Here is a 26,017-nt window from a genome sequence, read left to right as displayed (position 1 = left end):
ACTTCATCACTGGCAGTTTTCGGCGATGGATTTCTTCAGTTCGCTGATGCGTTCCTGGCGCTCGTTCTCGTCGATGCGGCGAATCTCACCATCATTTTCGATGCGCAGGCGCGGATTGTTTTCCAGTTGAGCCAGATTGGTGCGGGCGTTCTGGCAATATTCCTTGCGCTCGGCTTCCTGTTTGGCAATATCGTCCTTGACCTTCTTGTCGATGGCTGCCTGTTCGGGATCGAGCTGCTCTTCGATGCTCGGCGCCGGCTCGCTGGCGGCTTGGCGGGGAGGTGGCGCTGCAGTATTGATCGTCGTGGCTTGCTGACCTTGCGGGGGTTGCGCGCCGAAGTGGGTCACGCCTTTGTCATCGACCCACTTGTAAACCTGGCTGGCCATTGCAGTGGCGCTCAGTGCGAGCATCAGGGTGCCAGTAAGAATCATATGGCGCATGCTGTTTCCTTTATCGAGAGCGGCGGTGCTGTGGTTACTATAACCAAAAGCCGGCAATCTTCATTCTGCGCTGCGTCACAGCAGCGTGTCGAATAAACGGTTACACATCGCTTGACTTGCCCTCGCTGAACCCGAACAATCGCGCCTTACCCGTAGTGGAGTCCGCCGCAAGCGTCCTCCAGCTCCGGGAAAAGAGGCGCTACCCGCGCCGAACCGTGACACCCGCAACGCGTTACCTCGCGCTGGGAGGGTCAGCCCCGCAAGACCATGGGCTGCTCCGTTACTCGTCAAGCTGATGTTCCGAATCCACGACCACCGTCGTGCGTGTCTGCTGACAGTAAGAACCTACTTAGGGCTACCCGTTGGTGGGTGGCACACTGGCGTTCAAGAGGTGAACAACGTGGAGCTTTTATCCGGCGCTGAAATGGTCGTCCGCTTCCTGCGTGACGAAGGCGTTAAGTACATCTATGGGTACCCTGGCGGTGCTCTCCTGCATATTTACGATGCCCTGTTCAAAGAACCGGAAGTGACCCACATCCTGGTGCGTCATGAACAGGCTGCGACCCATATGGCTGACGGCTATGCCCGCGCCACCGGCAAAGCTGGTGTAGTGCTGGTGACCTCTGGCCCGGGCGCGACCAATGCCATCACCGGCATCGCCACCGCCTACATGGATTCCATTCCGATGGTGGTGATTTCGGGTCAGGTGCCAAGCAACATGGTCGGCACTGATGCGTTCCAGGAAACCGACATGGTCGGTATCTCTCGCCCGATCGTGAAGCACAGCTTCATCATCAAGCACCCGTCGGAAATTCCCGAAGTCCTGAAAAAGGCCTTCTACCTCGCCGAGTCCGGTCGTCCCGGCCCGGTCGTGGTCGACATTCCGAAGGACATGGGCGACCCGACCCAGAAGTTCGAGTACGTCTATCCGAAGAAGGTCAAGCTGCGCTCCTACAGCCCGGCGGTACGCGGCCACTCCGGGCAGATCCGCAAGGCAGCCGAAATGCTGCTCGCGGCCAAGCGTCCGGTCATGTATTCCGGCGGTGGTGTGATCATGGGCAATGCCTCTGCGCCGCTGACCGAGCTGGCACAGATGCTCAACCTGCCGGTCACCAACACCCTGATGGGTCTCGGTGGCTATCCGGGGACTGATCGTCAGTTCATCGGCATGCTTGGCATGCACGGCAGCTACACCGCCAACCTGACCATGCATCACGCTGACGTGATCCTGGCCGTCGGTGCGCGCTTCGATGATCGCGTGATCAATGGCGCGGCCAAGTTCTGCCCGAACGCCAAGATCATCCACATCGATATCGATCCGGCTTCGATCTCCAAGACCATCAAGGCTGACATTCCGATCGTCGGCCCAGTGGACAGCGTGCTGACCGAAATGGTCGCCATCCTCAAGGAAATCGGCGAAACCCCGAACAAGGACACCGTCGCCAGTTGGTGGAAGCAGATCGACGAGTGGCGCGGTAGCGGCCGCCTGTTCCCCTACAACGAGGGCGACGGTTCGATCATCAAGCCGCAGGCCGTGATCGAAACCCTGTGCGAAGTGACCAAAGGCGATGCCTTCGTCACCTCCGACGTTGGTCAGCATCAAATGTTCGCGGCGCAGTACTACCGCTTCAACAAACCCAATCGCTGGATCAACTCCGGTGGCCTTGGCACCATGGGCTTCGGTTTCCCGGCGGCGATGGGCGTCAAGATGAACTTCCCGGATGCCGATGTGGCGTGCGTCACCGGCGAAGGCAGCATCCAGATGAACATCCAGGAGCTGTCGACCTGCCTGCAGTACGACCTGCCGGTGAAGATCGTCAACCTGAACAACGGCGCGTTGGGTATGGTTCGTCAGTGGCAGGACATGCAATACAGCAGCCGTTACTCGCACTCCTACATGGAGTCGCTGCCTGACTTCGTCAAGTTGGCCGAAGCCTATGGGCATGTGGGCATGCGCATCACCGAGCTGAAAGACCTCAAGCCGGGTCTCGAAGAGGCCTTCGCCATGAAGAATCGCTTGGTCTTCCTCGATATCGCGGTCGATACCAGCGAGCACGTCTACCCGATGCAGATCCGGGATGGCGCAATGCGTGACATGTGGCTGAGCAAGACGGAGCGGACCTAAGATGCGACACATCATTTCCCTGCTGTTGGAAAACGAGCCGGGTGCACTGTCCCGCGTGGTCGGTCTGTTCTCCCAGCGCAACTACAATATCGAAAGCCTGACCGTTGCACCGACCGAGGATCCGACGCTGTCGCGTCTGACCCTGACCACGGTCGGGCAGGATGAGGTGATCGAGCAGATCACCAAGAACCTCAACAAGCTGGTCGAGGTGGTCAAGCTGGTCAACCTGTCGGAGAGCGCCCACATCGAGCGCGAGCTGATGCTGGTGAAGATCAAGGCAACCGGCGCCCAGCGCGCCGAGGTCAAGCGCACCACCGACATCTTCCGCGGCCAGATCGTGGATGTGACCAGTAGCGTTTACACCGTGCAGCTGACCGGCACCAGCGACAAGCTCGACAGCTTCATTCAGGCCATTGGCACCGCGTCGATTCTGGAAACCGTACGCAGTGGTGTCACCGGCATCGCGCGTGGCGACAAGGTACTGAGTATCTGATTGCCATGTTGATGCAGAGCCCCGCCCGGTGCGGGGCTTTTTATTGCCTGAAATTCAGCGCTGGCGATTCCAGAAGGCGGCGATCAGCGGATCCTTGAGGCGTTTTTCCAGCGCGAACAGGCCAATGTCATACGCGGTGAGTGGTGGCTGGATGTCGTAGATGCGAATGCGCGCAGTCAGCGGGCTGTTGTCCAGAACGATCTGCGGCACCACGCCGATGCCGAAGCCCAGGCTGACCATGCTGACGATGGCTTCGTTGCCGCTCACCTGGGCATAGATACGTGGCTTGATGTTGTGATGTTTGAGCCAGCGGTCGGTGCGCGTGCGTGCCAGGCCTTCTTCGGACAGAATCATCGGCACGTCCTTCCAGCTTTCCGCGCCCGGATGCTTGAGTTGTTCCTCGTTCAATAGCTGTGGTGCTTGCGGGCCGATAAAGCGCAATTCAGAGCGGGTGATCGACTGGAACACCACACCGTTGGGCAGGCTGTCGGGCAGGGCGCCAATGGCCAGATCTTCCAGGCTTTGCTGCACGCGCTCGACGGCTTTCGCCGGGTCGCCAGTGTGCAGTTTCATTTCGATGCGTGGGTAGTCCTGGCGGAAGCTGCTGAGGATGTCATAGAGGAAGCTGTAGCTGGCTGTGACCGAGCAGTACAGCGACAGCTCGCCGTGCAGGTTGAGCTGATCCTGCATGAAGGTCTGCCGTATTGCCTGCCAACCATTGATGACCTCGCTGGCGTACTCGCGAAACTGCTGGCCTTCGCGCGTCAGGCGCACCGAGCGGTTGTCGCGCACGAACAGGGCGGCGCCGAGTTCATCTTCGAGCTGCTTGATGCTGCGGCTGAGCGCGGACGGACTGACATGCTGTTCGCGACTGGTGCGGCCGAAGTGCAGGTTGTCGGCCAGGGCGAGAAAAAGCCTGAGGGAATGGCTGTCCATCTATATTTCACAAATCGGCATGTTGTGTTGCAAATATATCATTTTACGCAATGGTGTGGATCACTTAAGGTGTCCTCGTCGCGGTGCTTCGCACCCATCCCTTTCGATTGAAAAGAGCCCAGAACATGAAAGTTTATTACGACAAAGATTGCGACCTCTCCATCATCCAGGGCAAGAAAGTCGCCATCATCGGTTATGGCTCCCAGGGCCACGCCCAGGCCTGCAACCTGAAGGATTCCGGCGTTGACGTCACCGTGGGTCTGCGCAAAGGCTCCGCTACCGTGGCCAAGGCCGAAGCCCATGGCCTGAAAGTGGCTGACGTTGCCACTGCCGTTGCTGCTGCCGATCTGGTCATGATCCTGACCCCGGACGAGTTCCAGGGCCAGCTGTACAAGAACGAGATCGAGCCGAACATCAAGAAGGGCGCCACCCTGGCCTTCTCCCACGGCTTCGCCATCCACTACAACCAGGTCGTACCGCGTGCCGACCTCGACGTGATCATGATCGCGCCGAAGGCTCCGGGTCACACCGTACGCACCGAGTTCGTCAAGGGCGGCGGCATCCCTGATCTGATCGCCGTTTACCAGGACGCCTCCGGCAATGCCAAGAACGTTGCCCTGTCCTACGCCTCGGGCGTTGGCGGCGGCCGTACCGGTATCATCGAAACCACCTTCAAGGACGAGACCGAGACCGACCTGTTCGGTGAGCAGGCTGTTCTCTGCGGCGGTACCGTCGAGCTGGTCAAGGCCGGTTTCGAAACCCTGGTCGAAGCCGGTTATGCACCGGAAATGGCCTACTTCGAGTGCCTGCACGAGCTGAAGTTGATCGTCGATCTGATGTTCGAAGGCGGCATCGCCAACATGAACTACTCGATCTCCAACAACGCCGAGTACGGTGAGTACGTCACCGGTCCGGAAGTGATCAACGCCGAATCCCGTGCGGCCATGCGTAACGCTCTGAAACGCATCCAGAACGGCGAATACGCCAAGATGTTCATCACCGAGGGTGCTGCCAACTACCCGTCCATGACTGCCTATCGCCGCAACAATGCCGCTCACGGTATCGAAGTGGTCGGTGAGAAGCTGCGTGCGATGATGCCGTGGATCGCAGCCAACAAGATCGTCGACAAGACCAAGAACTAAGGTCTGCGATGTGCGAAAGAACGCGGCTTTATGCCGCGTTTTTTCATTCTGGAGCGAGGCTTCTGGTATAAAGCCAGCTCACTGGGTAGCGAACTGAGTTCAGGCGCCCGGGTCGAAATTCGTCAAACCCGTTGCAAGGTGCTGTTAATGAGTGAAGGTCCCGAGGATCAAAAGCCGGCTGGCGACAACCTGGAAAGCCTGCTGCCGATCGACGAGCACATAGAGGAAGGGCAGGATGCCGAAGGGCGCAAGGTGCGCCATCGCGGCATCTACCTGCTGCCCAATCTGTTCACCACGGCCAACCTGTTTGCCGGTTTCTATTCCATCATCAACGCGATGAACGGCAACTTCTACGTAGCTGCTGCCGCTGTGTTCGTGGCCATGGTGCTCGATAGCCTGGATGGCCGTGTGGCGCGCCTGACCAATACGCAAAGCGCATTCGGTGCCGAGTATGACTCGCTTTCCGACATGGTCGCCTTCGGTGTGGCGCCGGCACTGCTCGCGTTCGAATGGGCGCTGGGCAGCATGGGTAAAGTAGGCTGGATGGTCGCCTTCATCTATGTTGCCGGGGCGGCGTTGCGCCTGGCCCGGTTCAATACGCAGATCGGCAGTGTCGATAAGCGCTATTTCATCGGTCTGGCCAGTCCGGCTGCGGCCGGTGTGGTTGCCGGGACCGTTTGGGCGTTCAGTGACTTCGGCATCAAGGGCTCGAACATGTCCTTCGCCGTGGCGTTGCTGGTGGCGGCTGCAGGTTGCCTGATGGTCAGCAATATCAAGTACTACAGCTTCAAGGATCTGGATCTGAAGGGTCGTGTGCCGTTCGTGGCCATTCTTGCCGTTGTGCTGGTGTTTGCGGTGGTATTCAGCGATCCGCCCCGTATCCTGCTTCTGATCTTCCTCGCCTACGCGTTTTCTGGGCCTATTCAGTACCTGTTGCAGTTACGCCGTCGTAAATCGGTGTGATGCTGTAATTTCTTCCGCGTTCCGTGGTCTACAGTTCGTTTCTCGAACTTTAGTCGCGGAGTCGCCATGCTCATCCGAGTTCCCCCTTCCTCTCGGGCCTTCGAGTCCGAAGTCACCCCCGAGTCGGTTTATCTCTCCCGCCGCAAGCTGATGCAGGGCTCGCTGGCATTGGCGGCCATGGCTGCCATGCCGGGGCTGGCCAGTGCTGACGCTGCAGGTGTCTATGCGGATGTCGAGCCGTCGAAGGCTCCGGGCTGGTTTCAAGAGAAGCTGGCAGCAGCGCGCTGGCAGGCGATAACCGCTGAAGGTGAAAGCATCACGCCTTTCAGGGACGCCACGCATTACAACAACTTCTATGAGTTCGGCACAGGCAAGGGCGATCCGGCAGCCAATGCCGGCAAGCTGCAGGTTGAGCCCTGGACGGTGATGGTCGACGGCGAAGTAAGCAAGCCTGGCCGTTACTCTATTGAGGACCTGGTCAAACCGCATGCATTCGAGGAACGCATCTACCGGCTGCGTTGTGTCGAGGCCTGGTCCATGGTCATTCCCTGGCTGGGATTTCCGTTGGCTGATCTGCTCAAGCAGGTCGAACCCACTTCGTCGGCGCGCTATGTACGTTTCGAGACGCTGGTCGATCGTGAGCGCATGCCGGGCCAGCGTTCGGGGTTCTCGCTGATCGATTGGCCCTATGTCGAGGGGCTGCGTCTGGACGAGGCCATGCATCCGTTGACCTTTATGGCGGTGGGGATGTATGGGCGTGTATTGCCGAACCAGAATGGTGCACCGCTACGCCTGGTGGTGCCATGGAAGTATGGTTTCAAGAGCATCAAGTCCATCGTGCGGATCAGCCTGGTCGATGAGGCGCCCAAGACGACCTGGGAACGCATTGCACCTAACGAGTACGGCTTCTACGCCAACGTCAACCCGCAGGTGGATCACCCGCGCTGGTCGCAGGCCACCGAGCGGCGACTGCCCAGTGGCTTGTTCAGTCCGAATGTGATCGATACACGGATGTTTAATGGTTATGAGGAGGTCGCTGACCTTTATGCGGGCATGGATCTGTCGAGGTACTACTGATGCGCTATAGGCTTTGGCGTGTCGGCGTATTCCTGGCTGCGTCGATGCCGCCGCTGTATTGGTTGTATTGCGCCGTCTTCAATCTCCTGGGGCCTGACCCTGGCAAGGTTTTAGTGGACAACCTGGGGCTCGGAGCACTGGTTCTTCTGTTGATCACCCTGGCCATGACGCCACTGCAGCAGTTGAGTCGCTGGGGTGGCTGGATCGCGGTGAGTCGACAGTTGGGATTATGGTGCTTTGCCTACGCGGCACTGCATCTGTTCGGCTATGCACTGTTTATTGCTGGTATGCGAGCGGAGCTGGTACTGCGCGATTTGTCCGAGCGCCCCTATATCGTCGTGGGGGCACTGACCTTTGTAGGTTTATTGGTTCTGGCCATTACCTCAAACCGTTTCAGTATCAGAAGGCTGGGTCGTAGGTGGAAAACGCTGCATCGCCTGATCTACGTCATCCTGCTGCTGGCCTTGTTGCATATGCTCTGGGTGGTACGTGCCGATCTGGGCGAGTGGCTTGCTTATGCGCTCGTCGGTGGGGCGCTGCTACTGATGCGCGTCTTCGCAGTGGCAAGTGGGTTGCAGCGCGCAGGCGCCCTTTGGCGAGAAAATCCGAAGAAAGTTGGAATTTAGGCTTGACGCACAATCTGCTGGATGTAGAATGCGCGCCACTTCAGCGATGAAGTGCTTCAAAAACTTCTTGTTAATCAATAAGTTAAGTTCAATGAAGGGCTTGTAAAGCTGAATCTGGCGTGTAGAATGCGCGTCGGTCGACAGGGTGGAGGTTTGGCTCTGTTGGTGGTTCGGTCGAATGAATCGAAAGTGGTAGAAAAGAGGTGTTGACAGTGGTTTTGAACGCTGTAGAATGCGCCTCCCGCTGGAGAGAAGAAGTTCTGATCGAAAGCGCAAGTGGTTGAGTAGAAAAGAGTTTCTCCGGAAACAGAATCGAAAAACAGCTTGACAGGTAGAAAGGCTGCTGTAGAATGCGCGGCCTCGGTTGAGACGAAAGGCTTAACCAACTGTTCTTTAACAACTGAATCAAGCAATTCGTGTGGGTGCTTGTGAGGTAAGACTGATAGTCAACTGATTATCAGCATCACAAAGCAACACTCGTTAATTCGAGAGTTACCTTTCATTAATTTGAAAGTTTTGCGATTGCTGAGCCAAGTTTAGGGTTTTCTCAAAACCCAAGCAGTATTGAACTGAAGAGTTTGATCATGGCTCAGATTGAACGCTGGCGGCAGGCCTAACACATGCAAGTCGAGCGGATGACGGGAGCTTGCTCCCTGATTTAGCGGCGGACGGGTGAGTAATGCCTAGGAATCTGCCTGGTAGTGGGGGATAACGTTCCGAAAGGAACGCTAATACCGCATACGTCCTACGGGAGAAAGCAGGGGACCTTCGGGCCTTGCGCTATCAGATGAGCCTAGGTCGGATTAGCTAGTTGGTGAGGTAAAGGCTCACCAAGGCGACGATCCGTAACTGGTCTGAGAGGATGATCAGTCACACTGGAACTGAGACACGGTCCAGACTCCTACGGGAGGCAGCAGTGGGGAATATTGGACAATGGGCGAAAGCCTGATCCAGCCATGCCGCGTGTGTGAAGAAGGTCTTCGGATTGTAAAGCACTTTAAGTTGGGAGGAAGGGCATTAACCTAATACGTTAGTGTTTTGACGTTACCGACAGAATAAGCACCGGCTAACTTCGTGCCAGCAGCCGCGGTAATACGAAGGGTGCAAGCGTTAATCGGAATTACTGGGCGTAAAGCGCGCGTAGGTGGTTCAGTAAGTTGGATGTGAAATCCCCGGGCTCAACCTGGGAACTGCATCCAAAACTGCTGAGCTAGAGTACGGTAGAGGGTGGTGGAATTTCCTGTGTAGCGGTGAAATGCGTAGATATAGGAAGGAACACCAGTGGCGAAGGCGACCACCTGGACTGATACTGACACTGAGGTGCGAAAGCGTGGGGAGCAAACAGGATTAGATACCCTGGTAGTCCACGCCGTAAACGATGTCAACTAGCCGTTGGAATCCTTGAGATTTTAGTGGCGCAGCTAACGCATTAAGTTGACCGCCTGGGGAGTACGGCCGCAAGGTTAAAACTCAAATGAATTGACGGGGGCCCGCACAAGCGGTGGAGCATGTGGTTTAATTCGAAGCAACGCGAAGAACCTTACCTGGCCTTGACATGCTGAGAACTTTCCAGAGATGGATTGGTGCCTTCGGGAACTCAGACACAGGTGCTGCATGGCTGTCGTCAGCTCGTGTCGTGAGATGTTGGGTTAAGTCCCGTAACGAGCGCAACCCTTGTCCTTAGTTACCAGCACCTCGGGTGGGCACTCTAAGGAGACTGCCGGTGACAAACCGGAGGAAGGTGGGGATGACGTCAAGTCATCATGGCCCTTACGGCCAGGGCTACACACGTGCTACAATGGTCGGTACAAAGGGTTGCCAAGCCGCGAGGTGGAGCTAATCCCATAAAACCGATCGTAGTCCGGATCGCAGTCTGCAACTCGACTGCGTGAAGTCGGAATCGCTAGTAATCGTGAATCAGAATGTCACGGTGAATACGTTCCCGGGCCTTGTACACACCGCCCGTCACACCATGGGAGTGGGTTGCTCCAGAAGTAGCTAGTCTAACCTTCGGGGGGACGGTTACCACGGAGTGATTCATGACTGGGGTGAAGTCGTAACAAGGTAGCCGTAGGGGAACCTGCGGCTGGATCACCTCCTTAATCGAAGACATCAGCTTCTTCATAAGTATCCACACGAATTGCTTGATTCATAGTCGAAGACGATGCTGTAACGCGACCCTGTTATAGGTCTGTAGCTCAGTTGGTTAGAGCGCACCCCTGATAAGGGTGAGGTCGGCAGTTCAAATCTGCCCAGACCTACCAATTGCTTGGTGCAGAAGAATACGGGGCCATAGCTCAGCTGGGAGAGCGCCTGCCTTGCACGCAGGAGGTCAGCGGTTCGATCCCGCTTGGCTCCACCACTCTCTACGCGGTTACGGTGTGAAGATAAAGAGTTCAGAAATGAGCGCTTCAGGGTAGATCTTGCGAGTGCTGATTTCTGGTCTTTTGACCGGTACGAATATCGTTCTTTAAAAATTTGGATATGTGATAGAAGTGACTGATTAATTGCTTTCACTGGCAATTGATCTGGTCAAGGTAAAATTTGTAGTTCTCAAGACGCAAATTTTCGGCGAATGTCGTCTTCACGATTGAGACAGTAACCAGATTGCTTGGGGTTATATGGTCAAGTGAAGAAGCGCATACGGTGGATGCCTTGGCAGTCAGAGGCGATGAAAGACGTGGTAGCCTGCGAAAAGCTTTGGGGAGTCGGCAAACAGACTGTGATCCAGAGATCTCTGAATGGGGGAACCCACCCGGCATAAGCCGGGTATCTTGTACTGAATCCATAGGTGCAAGAGGCGAACCAGGGGAACTGAAACATCTAAGTACCCTGAGGAAAAGAAATCAACCGAGATTCCCTAAGTAGTGGCGAGCGAACGGGGACTAGCCCTTAAGTTGATTTGAGTGTAGTGGAAGGCTCTGGAAAGTGCCGCCGTAGTGGGTGATAGCCCCGTACACGAAACGCTCTTATCAATGAAATCGAGTAGGACGGGGCACGAGAAACCTTGTCTGAACATGGGGGGACCATCCTCCAAGGCTAAATACTACTGACTGACCGATAGTGAACCAGTACCGTGAGGGAAAGGCGAAAAGAACCCCGGAGAGGGGAGTGAAATAGAACCTGAAACCGTATGCGTACAAGCAGTGGGAGCCTACTTTGTTGGGTGACTGCGTACCTTTTGTATAATGGGTCAGCGACTTATATTCAGTGGCGAGCTTAACCGAATAGGGGAGGCGTAGCGAAAGCGAGTCTTAATAGGGCGCTTTAGTCGCTGGGTATAGACCCGAAACCGGGCGATCTATCCATGGGCAGGTTGAAGGTTAGGTAACACTGACTGGAGGACCGAACCGACTACCGTTGAAAAGTTAGCGGATGACCTGTGGATCGGAGTGAAAGGCTAATCAAGCTCGGAGATAGCTGGTTCTCCTCGAAAGCTATTTAGGTAGCGCCTCGTGTATCACTGCTGGGGGTAGAGCACTGTTTCGGCTAGGGGGTCATCCCGACTTACCAAACCGATGCAAACTCCGAATACCAGCAAGTGTCAGCACGGGAGACACACGGCGGGTGCTAACGTCCGTCGTGAAAAGGGAAACAACCCAGACCGTCAGCTAAGGTCCCAAAGTTATGGTTAAGTGGGAAACGATGTGGGAAGGCTTAGACAGCTAGGAGGTTGGCTTAGAAGCAGCCATCCTTTAAAGAAAGCGTAATAGCTCACTAGTCGAGTCGGCCTGCGCGGAAGATGTAACGGGGCTCAAACCATACACCGAAGCTACGGGTTCATCCTTTGGATGAGCGGTAGAGGAGCGTTCTGTAAGCCTGTGAAGGTGAGTTGAGAAGCTTGCTGGAGGTATCAGAAGTGCGAATGCTGACATGAGTAACGACAATGCGAGTGAAAAACTCGCACGCCGAAAGACCAAGGTTTCCTGCGCAACGTTAATCGACGCAGGGTTAGTCGGCCCCTAAGGCGAGGCAGAAATGCGTAGTCGATGGGAAACGGGTTAATAATCCCGTACTTCTAGTTACTGCGATGGAGGGACGGAGAAGGCTAGGCCAGCACGGCGTTGGTTGTCCGTGTTTAAGGTGGTAGGCTGAGATCTTAGGTAAATCCGGGATCTTAAGGCCGAGAGCTGATGACGAGCGTTCTTTTAGAATGCGAAGTGGTTGATGCCATGCTTCCAGGAAAAGCTTCTAAGCTTCAGGTAACTAGGAACCGTACCCCAAACCGACACAGGTGGTTAGGTAGAGAATACCAAGGCGCTTGAGAGAACTCGGGTGAAGGAACTAGGCAAAATGGCACCGTAACTTCGGGAGAAGGTGCGCCGGTGAGGGTGAAGTATTTACTACGTAAGCCCATGCCGGTCGAAGATACCAGGCCGCTGCGACTGTTTATTAAAAACACAGCACTCTGCAAACACGAAAGTGGACGTATAGGGTGTGACGCCTGCCCGGTGCCGGAAGGTTAATTGATGGGGTTAGCGCAAGCGAAGCTCTTGATCGAAGCCCCGGTAAACGGCGGCCGTAACTATAACGGTCCTAAGGTAGCGAAATTCCTTGTCGGGTAAGTTCCGACCTGCACGAATGGCGTAACGATGGCGGCGCTGTCTCCACCCGAGACTCAGTGAAATTGAAATCGCTGTGAAGATGCAGTGTATCCGCGGCTAGACGGAAAGACCCCGTGAACCTTTACTATAGCTTTGCACTGGACTTTGAGCTTGCTTGTGTAGGATAGGTGGGAGGCTTTGAAGTGGGGACGCCAGTTCTCATGGAGCCATCCTTGAAATACCACCCTGGCAACCTTGAGGTTCTAACTCTGGTCCGTTATCCGGATCGAGGACAGTGTATGGTGGGTAGTTTGACTGGGGCGGTCTCCTCCCAAAGAGTAACGGAGGAGTACGAAGGTGCGCTCAGACCGGTCGGAAATCGGTCGTAGAGTATAAAGGCAAAAGCGCGCTTGACTGCGAGACAGACACGTCGAGCAGGTACGAAAGTAGGTCTTAGTGATCCGGTGGTTCTGTATGGAAGGGCCATCGCTCAACGGATAAAAGGTACTCCGGGGATAACAGGCTGATACCGCCCAAGAGTTCATATCGACGGCGGTGTTTGGCACCTCGATGTCGGCTCATCACATCCTGGGGCTGAAGCCGGTCCCAAGGGTATGGCTGTTCGCCATTTAAAGTGGTACGCGAGCTGGGTTTAGAACGTCGTGAGACAGTTCGGTCCCTATCTGCCGTGGACGTTTGAGATTTGAGAGGGGCTGACCTTAGTACGAGAGGACCGGGTTGGACGAACCTCTGGTGTTCCGGTTGTCACGCCAGTGGCATTGCCGGGTAGCTATGTTCGGAAAAGATAACCGCTGAAAGCATCTAAGCGGGAAACTTGCCTCAAGATGAGATCTCACTGGAGCCTTGAGCTCCCTAAAGGGCCGTCGAAGACTACGACGTTGATAGGTTGGGTGTGTAAGCGCTGTGAGGCGTTGAGCTAACCAATACTAATTGCCCGTGAGGCTTGACCATATAACACCCAAACAATCTGCGAAGGCATAAGCCGGAGACAGAGGGTGTCGATGGTGAAGTCGACAGAAAGCCGAAAATTTGCAAGAACTACAAAGCATCTATCACGTATCCAAGGGATAGCGTCTCACGACGACATCCCAACCGAATTGCTTGACGACCATAGAGCGTTGGAACCACCTGATCCCATCCCGAACTCAGTAGTGAAACGACGCATCGCCGATGGTAGTGTGGTGCTTCACCATGTGAGAGTAGGTCATCGTCAAGCTCCTATACGAAACCCCCGCTTCGAAAGAGGCGGGGGTTTATTCTTTGAGCGCGGAAAAATAGAGCTGCGTGTAGGGTGCGCTGCGCGCACCAACAAGGACGCCGACAGGTCGGTGCGCGCGGTGCACCCTACGATATGTCGGCGTCTGGTGTCGCTCGGGTAGAATGCGTGAATTCTGCAGGGGACTTTCATGTCTGACTCGCCGCCCGAATCTTCCTTGTCATCTTTGCCACTCGAACAGTTGATTGCCTGTCATGAATGCGATCTGCTGATGCGCAAGCCGGTGTTGCAGGATGGCGAGAGTGCCGAATGTCCGCGCTGCGGCTACGAATTGTTCAGCCATCGGCATCGTGTCGTGCGGCGCAGTATGGCGTTGGTGCTGACCGCCCTGCTTCTTTACGTGCCAGCCAACTTCCTGCCCATCATGCAGCTCAATCTACTTGGACAGACCTCGCAAGATACGGTCTGGAGTGGCGTGGTCGGCCTGTATGAAAGCGGCATGCAGGGCATCGCAGTGGTGGTGTTTCTGTGCAGCATGGCCGTGCCATTGCTCAAGTTGCTTTGCCAGCTACTGGTGCTCCTGAGTATTCGTATGGATTTCGCTCGTAGCTACGGTCTGTTGCTCTATCGGATCTACCACCACATGCGTGAGTGGGGAATGCTCGAGGTCTACCTGATGGGCATTCTGGTGGCGATGGTGAAATTGATGGACCTGGCTGATCTGAGCTTGGGGCTTGGCTTGTTCTGCTTTATCGCCTTGCTGTTGGTGCAGGTGTGGTTGGAAGTGACCATGGCCCCTCATCAGATCTGGGAAGCGTTGTCCGGGGAGAATGTCCATGCGGGCGATTGATGCGGGTTTGCTGATCTGTCATGAGTGCCACCAGCTCAATCCACTTGATACAGATGTCAGGCGCCAATACTGCAGCCGCTGTGGCGGGCAGATTCATGCCCGTCGCCCCAATAGTCTGATCAGAACCTGGGCCTTGTTGCTGACGTCGGCGATTCTCTATATCCCAGCCAATCTTCTCCCGATCATGACGGTCAATAGCCTGGGCAGAGGCTCGCCTGCGACCATCATGGGCGGTGTGGTGGAGCTGATTCACTTTGGCATGCTGCCGATTGCTGCCGTGGTGTTTATCGCAAGTATTCTGGTGCCGACTTTCAAGTTGGTAGGTATCGCATTGCTGCTGTATTCGGTGCAGCGTCATCAGCAGATGTCCGCGCGGCAGCGTATTCTCATGTACCGCTTTATCGAGTGGATTGGCCGTTGGTCGATGCTCGATATTTTCGTCATCGCCATTCTGGTGGCCGTGGTGAATTTTGGCAGCCTGGCCAGCATCGAAGCTGGAGCGGGAGCGGCTGCCTTTGCCAGTGTGGTGATCCTGACCATGCTCGCTGCTCTGACGTTCGACCCTCGCCTTATCTGGGATAACACGGAAACCGATCATGACTGACCTTCCTCTGGCCAAGACGCGTCCTGCTTCGAACTGGTCGGCCATTTGGGTATTGCCGCTTATCGCGCTGCTGATTGGTGGTTGGCTGGCCTGGCGCGCCTATAGCGAGGCAGGCATTCAGGTCGAATTGGTATTTGCCAGCGGGGAGGGTATTCAGGCTGGCAAGACCGAGCTGATGTTCAAGGGCATGGCGGTAGGCAAGGTGACCGCTATCAGTCTCGACTCGAGTGGCGAGAAACGTGGCGTGGTCGCCCAGTTGGAAGTGAACAAGGAACTGGAGCAATACCTGCGTAGCGGCACGCGCTTCTGGTTGGTCAAGCCCAATGTCAGCCTGGCCGGTATCAGTGGTCTGGAGACGCTGGTATCGGGTAACTACATTACCTTCAGTCCGGGCGAGGGTGAGGCGACGCGCAGCTTTACCGCCCTGCCTCAGGAGCCGCCCATGGGCGATGACGTGCCTGGCTTGCATATCACCCTGAAAGCCGAACGCTTGGGCTCGCTCAATCGTGACAGTCCCGTGTTCTACCGTCAGATTCAGGTGGGGCGAGTCAAGAGTTATACCCTGGGCGATGATCAGAGCACGGTTGAAGTGAAGGTGTTCATCGAGCCTGCATACGCGCATCTGGTGCGCAAACATACGCGCTTCTGGAATGCCAGCGGTATCAGTGTCGATGCCGATCTGTCGGGTTTCAAGCTGCGCAGCGAATCGCTGGCCAGCATCGTTGCCGGCGGTATCGCCTTCGCCACGCCTGAACATCGCAAGGACAGCCCGGCGACCGACCCTGCGCTGCCATTTCGTCTGTATGAGGATTACGACGAGGCTCAGGCAGGCATCAAGGTTATCGTCAAACTCAGTGATTTCGATGGTTTGCAGGAAGGCCGCACGCCGGTGATGTACAAGGGCATCCAGGTTGGCTCGCTGAAAACCATGCAGATAGACCGTGACCTGAACAGTGCGACGGCTGAACTGACGATCAATCCGTTGGCTGAAGATTATCTGGTCGAGGGCTCGGATTTCTGGGTGGTCAAACCCTCCATTTCCCTGGCCGGTATCACGGGGCTCGAAGCCTTGGTCAAGGGTAACTACATTGCCGTGCGTCCCGGTGATAAAGGCAATCCGCCGGCACGCAGCTTCGTGGCTCGCAGCAAGGCGCCACCTCTTGACTTGGGCGCGCCGGGCCTGCATCTGGTGTTGTTCAGCGATCAGCTAGGCTCAATCGAAGTGGGTAGCCCGGTGCTCTACCGGCAGATCAAGGTCGGCTCGGTGCAGAGTTACCAGCTGGGACGCGACAACAGTCAGGTGGTACTCGGTGTGCATATCGAGCCGGATTACGTGCACCTGATCAATACGTCGACGCGCTTCTGGAATGCCAGCGGCATCACCCTCAAGGGCGGGTTGTCGGGCGTCGAGGTCAAGAGCGAATCCCTGCAGACGCTTTTGGCAGGCGGCATTGCCTTCGAGACGCCGGATCTGCAAGCCGCCAGATCCGACCGCCAGGTGCAGCGCTTCGCCCTGCATGCGGATCGCGACAGCGCCTTGCAACTGGGCAAGCAGATCACCATCCGTGTGGCCGATGGCGATGGCCTGCAACCCGGTACGCTGGTGCGCTACAAGGGGCTGGAGGTCGGCAAGGTGGAAACGCTTGGCCTGACCGATGATCTGCAAGGCGTGATCCTCAATGTGCGTATCACTCAGGCGGTCGAGCAGATCACTCGTGAAGGGACGCAGTTCTGGGTAGTGAAGCCGGAGCTGAGCCTGACCCGTGCTGCGAATCTCGGGACGCTGGTCAGCGGTCAGTATCTGGAGGTACGACCGGCCGCGCAGAAGGGCGCGCGTCGTACCCAGTTCACTGCACTGGCAAGCCCGCCGAACCAGGCGGTGCGTGAGGAAGGCTTGCGTCTGGTGCTGAGCGCGCCACGGCGGGGATCGATCAAGCCGGGGGTGATCGTCAGCTACCGCGAAGTGCCGGTGGGCAAGGTGGTGGATTTCGAACTGGGCCCGACCTCGGATCGTGTGCTGATCCATGTGCTGATCGAGCCACGCTATGCGCCGCTGGTGCGTTCGGGCAGCCGCTTCTGGAATGCCAGCGGTATTGGTGTGGATGCCGGGCTGTTCAAGGGCGTCAAGGTGCGTACTGAATCGCTGGAGGCGTTGCTCGAAGGCGGCATTGCCTTTGCCACACCGAACAATCCGGATATGGGCGGACCGGCTCAGCCGGGGCAGACCTTTGCCTTGTTCGACGAGCCCGGCGAAGGCTGGCTGGAGTGGGCGCCGAAGATCGTGCTGGAGTAGTAAGACTGTCATGGAAGCGAAAGGGGCCGCAGCGAGCGGCCCCTTTCATTTTGACGGATATAAAGGCTCGCGGCTAAAGCCCCTCCTACAGTTGCATCCTGTACCGTGGGAGGGGCTTTAGCCGCGACGAGTCAGGCCGGCTCGGTTGTCTCTTCCTGCTGAGTTGCCTGGGCCTTGGCACTTTCGCGTGGCTTGATGAATTTCCAGTCCGCCTCGTCGATGTAGATACCGTTGGGGCCGCTGCCGCCTTCCAGGTCGATGGCCACGTGGGCCGAGACCTGCGGTTTCACCGACGCCAGGATCGGCACGAAACCGAGCTGCAGGCTGGTCTCGATCAGCGCCTGCTGGTTGCGCTCGTCGATGTCCGCTGCCTCGTCGAGGTAGTAGGGCAGGCGAATGCGCCCGGCCTGCTCGCGATCCATCAGGTGCAGCAACAGGTACATGTTGGTCAGCGCCTTGATGGTCATGGTGGTGCCGTTGGAAGCAGCGCCATCGATGTCGGTGTGAATCACCGGCTGGCCATGCACCTTGGTGATCTCGAAAGCCAGTTCGAACAGATCCTTCAGGCCCAACTGGTTGCCATTGGCCGCCACCAGGCGCGACAGGTAGTCCTTGGCTTCCTCGTTCTTGGCATCCTGATCGGCCGATTGCGACAGGTCGAACACCGACAGGGTTTCGCCTTCCTCATACTGGCCGGCGCTGTGGATGATCTGATCGATATGGCGCAGGGCTTCCTTGTTCGGTGCCAGGACGATGCGGAAGCTTTGCAGGTTGGAGACCTGGCGCTTGTTGATCTCGCGGTTGAACAGCGCCAGTTGGTGTTCCAGGTTGTCGTAGTCGCTGCGGATATTGCGCAGGGTGCGGGCGATGTCGGTGACCGCCGCACGGCGCGCCTTGGCCAGGGTTAGCGCTTCGTCCTGGCGGTGGGCATAGGCATTGACCAAGAGTTGCAGGCGGCGCTCGACGTCGTCCTCGCTGTCGAACTTGGCCACACCTTTCAGGCGCACCTGGGCGTAGAGCGCCTCGATCTGGCCGTCGATGCGTTGCAGTGCCTGCCAGGTGTCCTGATAGTCGTTAAGCAGCGGCAGCAGATTGTCCAGCGAGTCGTCCACCGGCTCCATGAACGGCGTGCCGAAGGGCAGGTCAGCCGGCAGCAACTGGCGACGACGCAGGGCATCTTCCAGGGTGCGTTCCTTGGCTTCCAGATCGGCCAGTTGGCGGCCGACCAGTTGCAGCTTGGCGGAGAGTTGCTGCACGCGTTCGGCGAAGGCATCGCTGGCACGCTTGAGTTCATCCTGGGCGCCTTCCAGTTCGGCCAGGCGTTCCAGCTTCTGCGGCTCTTCGGCAGCGAGGGTCTGGCTCTTGCGGAAGTCTTCCAGAGCCTTCTGCGCGTCCAGCACGGCCTGGTACAGCGTCTCGGCCTGGGCCTTGCTGGCGGCGCGGTCGGCGGCGACCGATTGCTGGGTCTTGAGCTGCTTGAGTTCGCGCTCCAGGCGATCCTTCTGGTCGCGCAGGGCGGCGCGGTCAGCCAGTGCCTGCAGCGCCGGCGGCTCGATATGGCTGAGGTCGATGGACAGGCCCGGCACGGCGAAGGTGTCGCCCTTGAAGCGATCCAGCACTGCTTCGACGGCCTTGACCCAGTCATCGCCCTCGGCCTGGATGCCTTTCTCGCCGAGCGGCAGGCTGAACAACTGGCCGTTGAACAGGCGCATCAGGCGGTCGACGTCCTGCTGGCTGAACTCCTCGCGCAGGCGCGAGTAGCTGTTGTTGTCGGCGTGGTCGAGCTGCTGCTTGACCGACTTGAGGCGTTTTTCCAGATCGCGCAGACGCTCGTCCAGGTCTTCGCTGGAGAACTGGCGCGACTGCGCCAGGGCACCGGCCAGTTCGTCGTGGGCATCCTTGGCGGCGAGCAGTTGCTCTTCCAGCACCTTGGCGTTTTCAACCAGGGCGAAGCGGTTCTTCAGTACCGACAGCTCACCCAGCCAGCGCTGGATTTCACTGATCTCGCGTTCCAGACGCATCAGCTCGGCGGTGCCGCCGCGCTGTTCGTTCTGCAGGCCGTCCTGCTCGTTGCGATAGTGCTCAGCCTGGATCACCAGCTCTTCCTTGCGCGCATCGGCGTAGTCGTGCCAAGTGCCCAGCAGGTTATCGAGCAGCGGCGAGAGACGGTGCATCTTGCCGCGTAGAGTCTCGCGCTGAGTGACGCCCGAGGCCAGTGCCTCGATCAGCGGGCCGGCGGTGACCAGGGCCTGGTAGTCCTGCTCCATGCGGCGCACGTCGCGGAAGGCTTCCTCGGTGGCGGCGATATAGTCGACGCTGCCCGAGCGCAGGCTGTGCTCGAAGGCGTCGAGGAACAGCTGCTTGAGCTTGGCCGCTGTAATCTCTCTCATGTGCAGCAGATTGATGAACAGCGCGCGGAAGGTCTTCAGGCTCTGCTCGCTGGTCGAGCGCAGCGGGATCAGGGTCAGGTCCAGCGGAATGCTGGTGTGACCGCCGACCAGCAGGCGACGAAGTTCGTCGGGCTTCAGCTCGTAGGCGGTGATGCCGGCCTGGCCGAGGTTCTTGAACAGCTCGCGCTGACGCAGGCAGGTGCCGTTGCTCTGGTAATGCTCCAGATCCAGCTCACCGGCGTAGGCGAAGAACTGGTGGCCGAAGCCGCCGCCCGGGCCGCGACCGGCCACACCGATGACATGCGGTCCGTGGGGCAGGGCGACTTCGACGAGGATATAGCTGGTGTCGCTGGCGAAGTAGAACTTGCGCGAGGCTTCCAGGCTGTACTTGCCGAAGCTCATGTCCGACATGCGCGCCAGGATGGGGAACTGCAGGGCGTTGATCGAGGCGGATTTGCCGAGGTTGTTGGCGCCGTAGACCGACAGCGGGTTTTCCAGCGGGAACAGGCCGAGGCTGTAGCCGGCAGTGTTCAGCAGGGCGAAGCGGCGGATGCCGTAGCGTTCCTGGCTCATGCGTCCATCTCCTGTGCGGCGCGTTCTTCGGCCATGGCACGAGCCAGGGCGTCCTCCTCGGATTTTTCGATATCGATGACAGCGGTTGCGTCGGCGTCGCCGTCATCGTCCAGCAGCACCGGCGCCGGCAGCGGCAGGTCGCTGCTGTGCAGGCTGGCGGCCAGGTCGCGGTCGTGCTGCACTGACAGGCAGACGTCGAGGAAACGGTGCATCGGCGGCAGGAAGCGGTATACGCCGTTGCTGTCCTCGGCGAAACCGAGCTGGATGAGGCGGCGGATGATCTTGTCTTCCAGCTCCTCGAAGGTGGTGACTTCGGCCTGCAGGAACAGGTCGCGGTACTTCTCTAGCAGTGCCGGCAGCTCGTCACGGCCGATGCTGCCGCCGTCGAGTACGGAGAGCGGATCGCGGCCCTGGTCGGCCAGGTGCTCGACCAGAATGAAGGTGAACAGCGCCAGGCGTTGGGCGGTCTTGTTCACCTGTGGGGCGACCTGCTCGGGCACGAAGTAGTAGAAGCCGCGCGGGTCACAGACCAGCTCGAAGCCGAGGGCGCGGAACAGCGCGCGATACTGGTCCTGCATGCTGGACAGCTGGGCGTAGCATTCCGGCTCGCTGCGCGAGATGTGGTAGCCCTTGAACAAGTCGCGGAAGGCCGCCGCGAGCTGGGTCATTTCTTTCAGATCGATATTCATAGGTGATGCTCTTTGGCAGTTGCAGCCGTGGCTGCAACTGAAACGATTGGGCGCCCAATGGTGGACAAGCTGCGTACGCGGTACTCAGCCATTGGGACGGCCCACCAGGGCATAGGAGCTGATGCTGATTTCATGCTCGCGGGTCAGGTAGGTCTGACGCTCCAGACGGTCGCGCTGGAAGCGCGATTCACGCGACAGGCGCGAGAACCAGTAGAGCAACTCGTCGGTGGCGCCTTCCGGTTCCTGCTCCAGCAGCCAGGTCATCAGATCCGGCAGCGGCAGCGCCTGTTCGCAGCGCTCGATCATTTCCCGCGCGGTCTTTGGTGCCTTGGGCGCGCCGCCCTTGCGGCTGCCACTGGCCTTGGGGAAATGCGCCGGCTTGGTTTCGAAGCGCGCCAGGGCGTAGACGTAGGCCTCGACCTGGCTGGCGCTGCCGAGGAAATTGCTCTGCGGCCGGGTGAACAGCGGCATGGCCGCCTGAGGTACGGCGTCGATGCCCTTCTTGCGGATCACCGACAGCGCCAGTGCGGCGCCACGGGTCACGGCGTTGTGCCGACGGGCTTCCTCGCGCAGCGGTAGCAGCAGCTCGCGCGCCTTGCGCATGGTCAGCTGAGCGGTGGTCTGCATTTCCAGAATGCGCGCGTGGGTGCGCAGCAGCAGGTCGTCGTCGACCAGTTGGCCAAGGCGCTGCTGGTCGCCGAGCAGGCGCAGCAGCACCTGTTCGACGCGGCGCACGCCTTGCTCGAAGGCACCGTCAGCGGCGACCAACTGGATCATCGGCTCGACGTATTCGTCCCAGGTGGCCAGCACTTCGGCGTAGCGCTGGCGCAGGGGAATCTGCCGGTCGCTGGTCTTAGCCCGGTCGGCCACGCTGACCAGCGCCTGTTCGTCGTTGGCCAGCTTCTTCAGTACGTCGCGCACGCGCATATCGAGCAGGCGCAACTGACGCGCGAGGTCATTGGCATCGCGCACCTCGAAGGCATCCTGGATATAGCCGGCCAGGCGCTCCAGGTGGCGCAGGTAGGCTTCGATCTCCAGGCACAGGCCGAGGCGGTGCTCGCGGCGCAGGTAGGCCAGGAAGTCATGAATCTGCGCGTTGAGCTCGAAACGGTTGGGGCTCTTGGCCACCGGCACCAGGATGTCCAGGCGGATCCAGGTGTCGAGCAGGGCAGTGGTGTCGCTGGGCGTGGCGTCGGGCAACTGCGTGGAGAGCTGGTTGCGCAGCTCCACCAGGCTCAGGGTGCCGGCGTCGAAACGCTCGCAGAGCGGTTCGAGCAATGTCCAGTGTTCGGCGAGGGCGCGCAATACGCGCTTGGGATCGATCATCGAGGCGCCGGGTCCAGGCAAGTGAAAAGGGGAGGATTGTACTGCAAGCGCGATGCCTGTTTTGAGTCCCAATCGATCAGAGGCATGGAGCAGCGATGCCGGGGACAAGCTTATCGCGACGTGACGTCATCGGGCTGTAACCAGGCTTTCATAGCCTGTCAGCCCAGGCAGGCTGAATAATGGTCATCGCCTGTTGTACAAAAAATCTCCAATGCCCTTTCGATATGCGCCGGTTATCGGCACAATTCGCGTCCACTTTTTCCGGGGGGCTGAAAACCCTCCATTGGCCGACCTTGCTGGGGCGACGAGATGATCCAGACGCCGTACTACCTCATCGACAAACAGAAGCTTCTGGTCAACCTGGAGAAGATCGCCTATGTGCGCGAGAACTCCGGTGCCAAGGCGCTGCTGGCGCTGAAATGCTTCGCCACCTGGTCGGTGTTCGACCTGATGCAGCAATACATGGACGGCACCACGTCGTCGTCGCTGTATGAGCTGAAGCTGGGCCGGCAGAAGTTCGCCGGCGAAACCCACGCCTACAGCGTGGCATGGGCCGACGACGAGATTGAAGAGATGGTCGCCAACTGCGACAAGATCATCTTCAACTCCATCGGTCAGCTCGAACGCTTCTCTGAGCGTACCGAGGGCACCATCCGCGGCCTGCGCGTCAACCCGCAGGTGAGCAGCTCCGACTACCTGCTGGCCGACCCGGCGCGTCCGTTCAGCCGCCTGGGCGAATGGGACCCGGCGAAGATCGAGCAGGTCATGGGGCAGATTTCCGGCTTCATGTTTCATAACAACTGCGAGAACGGCAGCTTCGAACTGTTCGACAAGATGCTCACCACCATCGAGGAGCGCTTCGGTCATCTGATCGCCCAGGTCGAGTGGGTCAGTCTTGGTGGCGGCATCCACTTCACCGGCGAGGGCTATCCGATCGATGCCTTCTGCGCGCGCCTTAAAGCCTTCTCCGAGAAGTACGGCGTGCAGGTGTATCTGGAGCCGGGCGAAGCGGCGATCACCCTGAGCGCCTCGCTGGAAGTGACCGTGCTCGACACCCTTTACAACGGCAAGCATCTGGCGGTGGTCGACAGCTCCATCGAAGCGCACATGCTCGATCTGCTGATCTATCGCCTCAACGCCAAGATGGCGCCGAGCGATGGCGAACACACCTACATGGTCTGCGGCAAATCCTGCCTGGCTGGCGATATCTTCGGCGAGTACCAGTTCGACAAACCGCTGCAGATCGGTGATCGCCTGTCGTTCATCGACGCGGCCGGTTACACCATGGTCAAGAAGAACTGGTTCAACGGCCTGAAGATGCCGTCCATCGTGGTCAAGCAACTCGACGGTAGTGTCGAGGTGGCGCGCCAGTTTGGCTTCGACGACTACCTGTCCAGTCTGTCGTAACTTCGTTGTGGCGATCCGCTTCAGCCTTGCATGACCCGTAGGGTGGGCTTCAGCCCACCTTCGCGATACACATCAAACGCTTTCAACAACGCAGTTCTCTGGAGGTGAAACAATTGAAGAAGAATGTTCTGATCATTGGGGCAGGAGGTGTTGCCAAGGTGGTGGCCCATAAGTGCGCGCAACACAATGACGAGTTAGGTCGCATTGCAATTGCGTCGCGCAACATCTCCAAATGCCAGGCCATCATCGACAGCGTGCAGGCAAAGGGCGGCCTCAAGCAGCCCGGCGAGATCAAGGCCTACGCGCTGAACGCCCTGGACGTGGAAGCGACCAAGGCACTGATCCGCGAGACCGAATCGCAGATCGTCATCAACGTGGGCTCGGCGTTCCTCAATATGTCCGTGCTGCGCGCCTGCATCGACACCGGCGTTGCCTATCTGGACACCGCCATCCACGAAGATCCGAGCAAGATCTGTGAAACCCCGCCGTGGTACGGCAACTACGAGTGGAAGCACCTGGCCGAATGCCAGGAAAAAGGCGTGACCGCCATCCTCGGCGTCGGCTTCGACCCGGGCGTGGTCAACACCTATGCCGCTCTGGCGCAACAACAGTACTTCGACACGATCGAGTCGATCGACATCCTCGACGTCAACGCCGGTTCGCACGGCAAGTACTTCGCCACCAATTTCGACCCGGAAATCAATTTCCGCGAATTCACCGGCACGGTCTACAGCTGGCAGAACAGCCAGTGGGTGAGCAACCGCATGTTCGAAGTCAAACGCACCGACGATCTGCCGGTGGTGGGCGAACAGAACCTGTACCTGACCGGCCATGACGAGGTGCACTCGCTGTCCAAGCACCTCGACGTACCGAACGTCCGCTTCTGGATGAGCTTCGGCGACCACTACATCAATGTGTTCACCGTGCTGAAGAACCTCGGCCTGCTCTCCGAGCAGCCGGTCAAGACCGCTGAAGGCCTCGAAGTAGTGCCGCTGAAAGTGGTCAAGGCCGTGCTGCCCGACCCCGCTTCGCTGGCGCCGGGCTACACCGGCAAGACCTGCATCGGCGACCTGGTCAAGGGCACCAAGGATGGCCAGCCGCGCGAGCTGTTCATCTACAACGTGGCCGACCACGAAGAAGCCTTCGCCGAGACCGACAGTCAGGGCATTTCCTACACCGCCGGCGTACCGCCAGTCGCCGCCGCGCTGCTGGTAGCGCGTGGCGAGTGGGATGCCCAGCGCATGGTCAACGTCGAGGAGCTGCCGGCCGAGCCGTTCCTCAAGCTGCTGGACGTAATGGGCCTGCCGACGCGCATCAAGGATGAGCACGGCGACCGTCCCTGGGATCAGTAAGCCCAGGTGAACCCCGAAAACCCCGCTGCGCAAGCTGCGGGGTTTTTGTTTTGGGGCGCTTTGTTTGCCCGCAATCTCGTTGCGGCGCTTCCCGCTCTGGCCATTTCACGCGACAATCCGCCACTGTTGAACATCCTCTATCTGGAGCGCCTGTGATTACCGAACAGCGCCGTCGCGCCTACCTCGACGCCATGCAGGTGGCCACCTGGCTGCCGCGTACCGAACTGCCCTTCGCGGCGGCGTCGCGCCCGGAGCTGCTCAAGCCGCTGCAGGAGGAAGCGTTCGAGCCTGTGCCGGAGCCTGTTGCTGTCACGCCGGCAGCCGTGCGCGAAGCGCCGGTCGAGCGGCCGAAGATCGAGATTCCGCGCCCCGCTGCCCAGCCGCGCCAGGCGGCTGTCGAGCCGGTGGCCGAGGCGGAACCTGTCGAGGAAAAACCGGCCCGGGTCAGTCTGCCTCCGCCGCGTTTTGCCCTGCAGTTGCTGCGCGCCGGCGACTGCGCCCTGCTGGTGGAACTGCCCACCGGCCAGCCGTTCCAGAGCCGCGATCCGGCGTACATCCTGCTCAAGGATCTGCTACGCGCCGCCGGCTTGCCGGACAGCCCGCAGTTGCTTGGCGAGCCGGTGCGCTGGCCGCTACTGGTGCGCGGCAATATGGATCAAGGCCCGCAAGCGGCGCTGGAATTCGTGCAGAGCTTCGTGGCTGCGCGTTTGGAAGAGCAGCCCAGCGCCTGCCTGTGGCTGGTTGGCTTGCCGGCCATTCGCTTTGCCGGCGAAGGCGATGAGCACAGCTACAACCGCGAGCTGCAGGTCGAAGGCCTTGGCGCTTGCTGGGCGCTACCGGGCCTGGAACTGCTGATGGAAGAACCAACGCGCAAGCGCGAACTGTGGCAGGCCATGCGGCGCGTGCGCCAGCGCTGGCTGGCCTGATACGATCAGCTGCGCGTCGGCCC

Annotated in this window: 18 protein-coding genes, 2 tRNA genes and 3 rRNA genes; 18 read left to right on the top strand and 5 right to left on the bottom strand. The window is 58.7% G+C overall.

Going from position 1 to position 26,017, the window contains the following annotated elements; all coding sequences use genetic code 11:
- Positions 1–6 precede the first annotated feature (6 nt).
- A complete protein-coding gene (locus J7655_RS16435) occupies positions 7–441 on the bottom strand; it encodes a DUF4124 domain-containing protein (RefSeq protein ID WP_230925347.1) in 435 nt (144 codons plus the stop codon).
- A gap of 400 nt (positions 442–841) precedes the next feature.
- On the opposite strand from J7655_RS16435, the gene J7655_RS16430 reads away from it, so the two are divergent.
- Both J7655_RS16430 and ilvN read left to right on the top strand, forming a co-directional pair.
- Positions 842–2,566, top strand: coding sequence for an acetolactate synthase 3 large subunit (locus tag J7655_RS16430; protein WP_230925346.1), 1,725 nt, complete (start codon positions 842–844; stop codon positions 2,564–2,566).
- Between the two features lies 1 nt (position 2,567).
- Positions 2,568–3,059, top strand: coding sequence for an acetolactate synthase small subunit (gene ilvN, locus J7655_RS16425; protein WP_037001488.1), 492 nt, complete (start codon positions 2,568–2,570; stop codon positions 3,057–3,059).
- Between the two features lie 54 nt (positions 3,060–3,113).
- Here the strand turns inward: ilvN and ilvY are convergent, their stop codons facing one another.
- Positions 3,114–3,995: an HTH-type transcriptional activator IlvY gene (gene ilvY / locus J7655_RS16420; protein ID WP_230925345.1), complete on the bottom strand. Its 882-nt coding sequence runs from the start codon at positions 3,993–3,995 to the stop codon at positions 3,114–3,116.
- 83 nt (positions 3,996–4,078) lie between these two features.
- On the opposite strand from ilvY, the gene ilvC reads away from it, so the two are divergent.
- The 12 genes from ilvC (at position 4,079) to J7655_RS16360 (ending at position 17,331) form a co-directional block, all read left to right on the top strand.
- On the top strand, positions 4,079–5,137 hold the full coding sequence (gene ilvC, locus J7655_RS16415) for a ketol-acid reductoisomerase (protein WP_260469837.1): 1,059 nt from the start codon (positions 4,079–4,081) through the stop codon (positions 5,135–5,137).
- 147 nt (positions 5,138–5,284) lie between these two features.
- The gene (gene pssA, locus J7655_RS16410; RefSeq protein ID WP_230925344.1) at positions 5,285–6,100 is read left to right on the top strand and encodes a CDP-diacylglycerol--serine O-phosphatidyltransferase; all 816 of its coding nucleotides are present in this window, start codon (positions 5,285–5,287) and stop codon (positions 6,098–6,100) included.
- 66 nt (positions 6,101–6,166) lie between these two features.
- Positions 6,167–7,177, top strand: coding sequence for a protein-methionine-sulfoxide reductase catalytic subunit MsrP (gene msrP, locus J7655_RS16405; protein ID WP_230925343.1), 1,011 nt, complete (start codon positions 6,167–6,169; stop codon positions 7,175–7,177).
- Positions 7,177–7,803 carry a protein-methionine-sulfoxide reductase heme-binding subunit MsrQ gene (gene msrQ, locus J7655_RS16400; RefSeq protein WP_230925342.1) on the top strand — a complete coding sequence of 209 codons (627 nt, stop codon included), beginning with the start codon at positions 7,177–7,179 and terminating at the stop codon, positions 7,801–7,803. Before msrP ends, msrQ begins: the two co-directional genes overlap by 1 nt.
- Before the next feature lie 566 nt (positions 7,804–8,369).
- Positions 8,370–9,905, top strand: a 16S ribosomal RNA gene (locus J7655_RS16395).
- Between the two features lie 85 nt (positions 9,906–9,990).
- A tRNA-Ile gene (locus J7655_RS16390) sits at positions 9,991–10,067 on the top strand.
- A 22-nt stretch (positions 10,068–10,089) separates the two neighbouring features.
- Positions 10,090–10,165 (top strand) — tRNA-Ala (locus tag J7655_RS16385).
- A gap of 261 nt (positions 10,166–10,426) precedes the next feature.
- Positions 10,427–13,319 (top strand): 23S ribosomal RNA (locus J7655_RS16380).
- Between the two features lie 149 nt (positions 13,320–13,468).
- Positions 13,469–13,584 (top strand): 5S ribosomal RNA (gene rrf, locus J7655_RS16375).
- The 16S, 23S and 5S rRNA genes sit together here with 2 tRNA genes alongside, the layout of an rRNA operon.
- Positions 13,585–13,774: 190 nt before the next feature.
- Positions 13,775–14,434: a paraquat-inducible protein A gene (locus J7655_RS16370; RefSeq protein ID WP_230925341.1), complete on the top strand. Its 660-nt coding sequence runs from the start codon at positions 13,775–13,777 to the stop codon at positions 14,432–14,434.
- Positions 14,421–15,038 (top strand): paraquat-inducible protein A, encoded by a 618-nt coding sequence (locus J7655_RS16365; RefSeq protein ID WP_230925340.1) that lies wholly within the window; start codon positions 14,421–14,423, stop codon positions 15,036–15,038. Before J7655_RS16370 ends, J7655_RS16365 begins: the two co-directional genes overlap by 14 nt.
- The gene (locus tag J7655_RS16360) at positions 15,031–17,331 is read left to right on the top strand and encodes a PqiB family protein (protein WP_230925339.1); all 2,301 of its coding nucleotides are present in this window, start codon (positions 15,031–15,033) and stop codon (positions 17,329–17,331) included. The genes J7655_RS16365 and J7655_RS16360 overlap by 8 nt, the downstream gene beginning before the upstream one ends.
- Before the next feature lie 131 nt (positions 17,332–17,462).
- On the opposite strand, the gene mksF is transcribed toward J7655_RS16360, so the two are convergent.
- The 3 genes from mksF to mksB form a co-directional block, all read right to left on the bottom strand.
- The gene (mksF, locus tag J7655_RS16355) at positions 17,463–20,294 is read right to left on the bottom strand and encodes an Mks condensin complex protein MksF (RefSeq protein ID WP_230925338.1); all 2,832 of its coding nucleotides are present in this window, start codon (positions 20,292–20,294) and stop codon (positions 17,463–17,465) included.
- The gene (gene mksE / locus J7655_RS16350) at positions 20,291–20,983 is read right to left on the bottom strand and encodes an Mks condensin complex protein MksE (protein WP_230925337.1); all 693 of its coding nucleotides are present in this window, start codon (positions 20,981–20,983) and stop codon (positions 20,291–20,293) included. Before mksE ends, mksF begins: the two co-directional genes overlap by 4 nt.
- 84 nt (positions 20,984–21,067) lie before the next feature.
- Positions 21,068–22,309, bottom strand: coding sequence for an Mks condensin complex protein MksB (gene mksB, locus J7655_RS16345; RefSeq protein ID WP_230925336.1), 1,242 nt, complete (start codon positions 22,307–22,309; stop codon positions 21,068–21,070).
- Between the two features lie 309 nt (positions 22,310–22,618).
- Here mksB and J7655_RS16340 point away from each other — a divergent pair, with 309 nt between their 5' ends.
- The 4 genes from J7655_RS16340 to J7655_RS16325 all read left to right on the top strand — a co-directional run bounded on the left by J7655_RS16340 (position 22,619) and on the right by J7655_RS16325 (position 25,994).
- The gene (locus J7655_RS16340; RefSeq protein WP_230925335.1) at positions 22,619–23,716 is read left to right on the top strand and encodes a carboxynorspermidine decarboxylase; all 1,098 of its coding nucleotides are present in this window, start codon (positions 22,619–22,621) and stop codon (positions 23,714–23,716) included.
- A gap of 113 nt (positions 23,717–23,829) precedes the next feature.
- On the top strand, positions 23,830–25,068 hold the full coding sequence (locus tag J7655_RS16335) for a saccharopine dehydrogenase family protein (RefSeq protein WP_230925334.1): 1,239 nt from the start codon (positions 23,830–23,832) through the stop codon (positions 25,066–25,068).
- Positions 25,069–25,074: 6 nt separating this feature from the next.
- Positions 25,075–25,224 carry a hypothetical protein gene (locus J7655_RS16330; RefSeq protein WP_230925333.1) on the top strand — a complete coding sequence of 50 codons (150 nt, stop codon included), beginning with the start codon at positions 25,075–25,077 and terminating at the stop codon, positions 25,222–25,224.
- A complete protein-coding gene (locus tag J7655_RS16325; protein ID WP_230925332.1) occupies positions 25,221–25,994 on the top strand; it encodes an energy transducer TonB in 774 nt (257 codons plus the stop codon). Before J7655_RS16330 ends, J7655_RS16325 begins: the two co-directional genes overlap by 4 nt.
- Positions 25,995–26,017 lie beyond the last annotated feature (23 nt).

Origin of the sequence: Pseudomonas wenzhouensis (assembly GCF_021029445.1) — a bacterium.
GTDB classification, from domain to species: domain Bacteria; phylum Pseudomonadota; class Gammaproteobacteria; order Pseudomonadales; family Pseudomonadaceae; genus Aquipseudomonas; species Aquipseudomonas wenzhouensis.
Note: the sequence above shows the minus strand (reverse complement) of the source record. Positions and strands in the feature narration are given on the sequence as shown.

What these genes read in the sequence shown, in the direction of transcription:
- J7655_RS16340 (WP_230925335.1), top strand. Translation starts at nt 22,619, where the DNA reads ATGATCCAGACGCCGTACTACCTCATCGACAAACAGAAGCTTCTGGTC.
- mksE (WP_230925337.1), bottom strand. Translation starts at nt 20,983, where the DNA reads ATGAATATCGATCTGAAAGAAATGACCCAGCTCGCGGCGGCCTTCCGC.
- msrQ (WP_230925342.1), top strand. Translation starts at nt 7,177, where the DNA reads ATGCGCTATAGGCTTTGGCGTGTCGGCGTATTCCTGGCTGCGTCGATG.
- J7655_RS16365 (WP_230925340.1), top strand. Translation starts at nt 14,421, where the DNA reads ATGCGGGCGATTGATGCGGGTTTGCTGATCTGTCATGAGTGCCACCAG.
- msrP (WP_230925343.1), top strand. Translation starts at nt 6,167, where the DNA reads ATGCTCATCCGAGTTCCCCCTTCCTCTCGGGCCTTCGAGTCCGAAGTC.
- mksF (WP_230925338.1), bottom strand. Translation starts at nt 20,294, where the DNA reads ATGAGCCAGGAACGCTACGGCATCCGCCGCTTCGCCCTGCTGAACACT.
- mksB (WP_230925336.1), bottom strand. Translation starts at nt 22,309, where the DNA reads ATGATCGATCCCAAGCGCGTATTGCGCGCCCTCGCCGAACACTGGACA.
- J7655_RS16360 (WP_230925339.1), top strand. Translation starts at nt 15,031, where the DNA reads ATGACTGACCTTCCTCTGGCCAAGACGCGTCCTGCTTCGAACTGGTCG.
- ilvN (WP_037001488.1), top strand. Translation starts at nt 2,568, where the DNA reads ATGCGACACATCATTTCCCTGCTGTTGGAAAACGAGCCGGGTGCACTG.
- J7655_RS16370 (WP_230925341.1), top strand. Translation starts at nt 13,775, where the DNA reads ATGTCTGACTCGCCGCCCGAATCTTCCTTGTCATCTTTGCCACTCGAA.
- J7655_RS16435 (WP_230925347.1), bottom strand. Translation starts at nt 441, where the DNA reads ATGCGCCATATGATTCTTACTGGCACCCTGATGCTCGCACTGAGCGCC.
- ilvY (WP_230925345.1), bottom strand. Translation starts at nt 3,995, where the DNA reads ATGGACAGCCATTCCCTCAGGCTTTTTCTCGCCCTGGCCGACAACCTG.
- pssA (WP_230925344.1), top strand. Translation starts at nt 5,285, where the DNA reads ATGAGTGAAGGTCCCGAGGATCAAAAGCCGGCTGGCGACAACCTGGAA.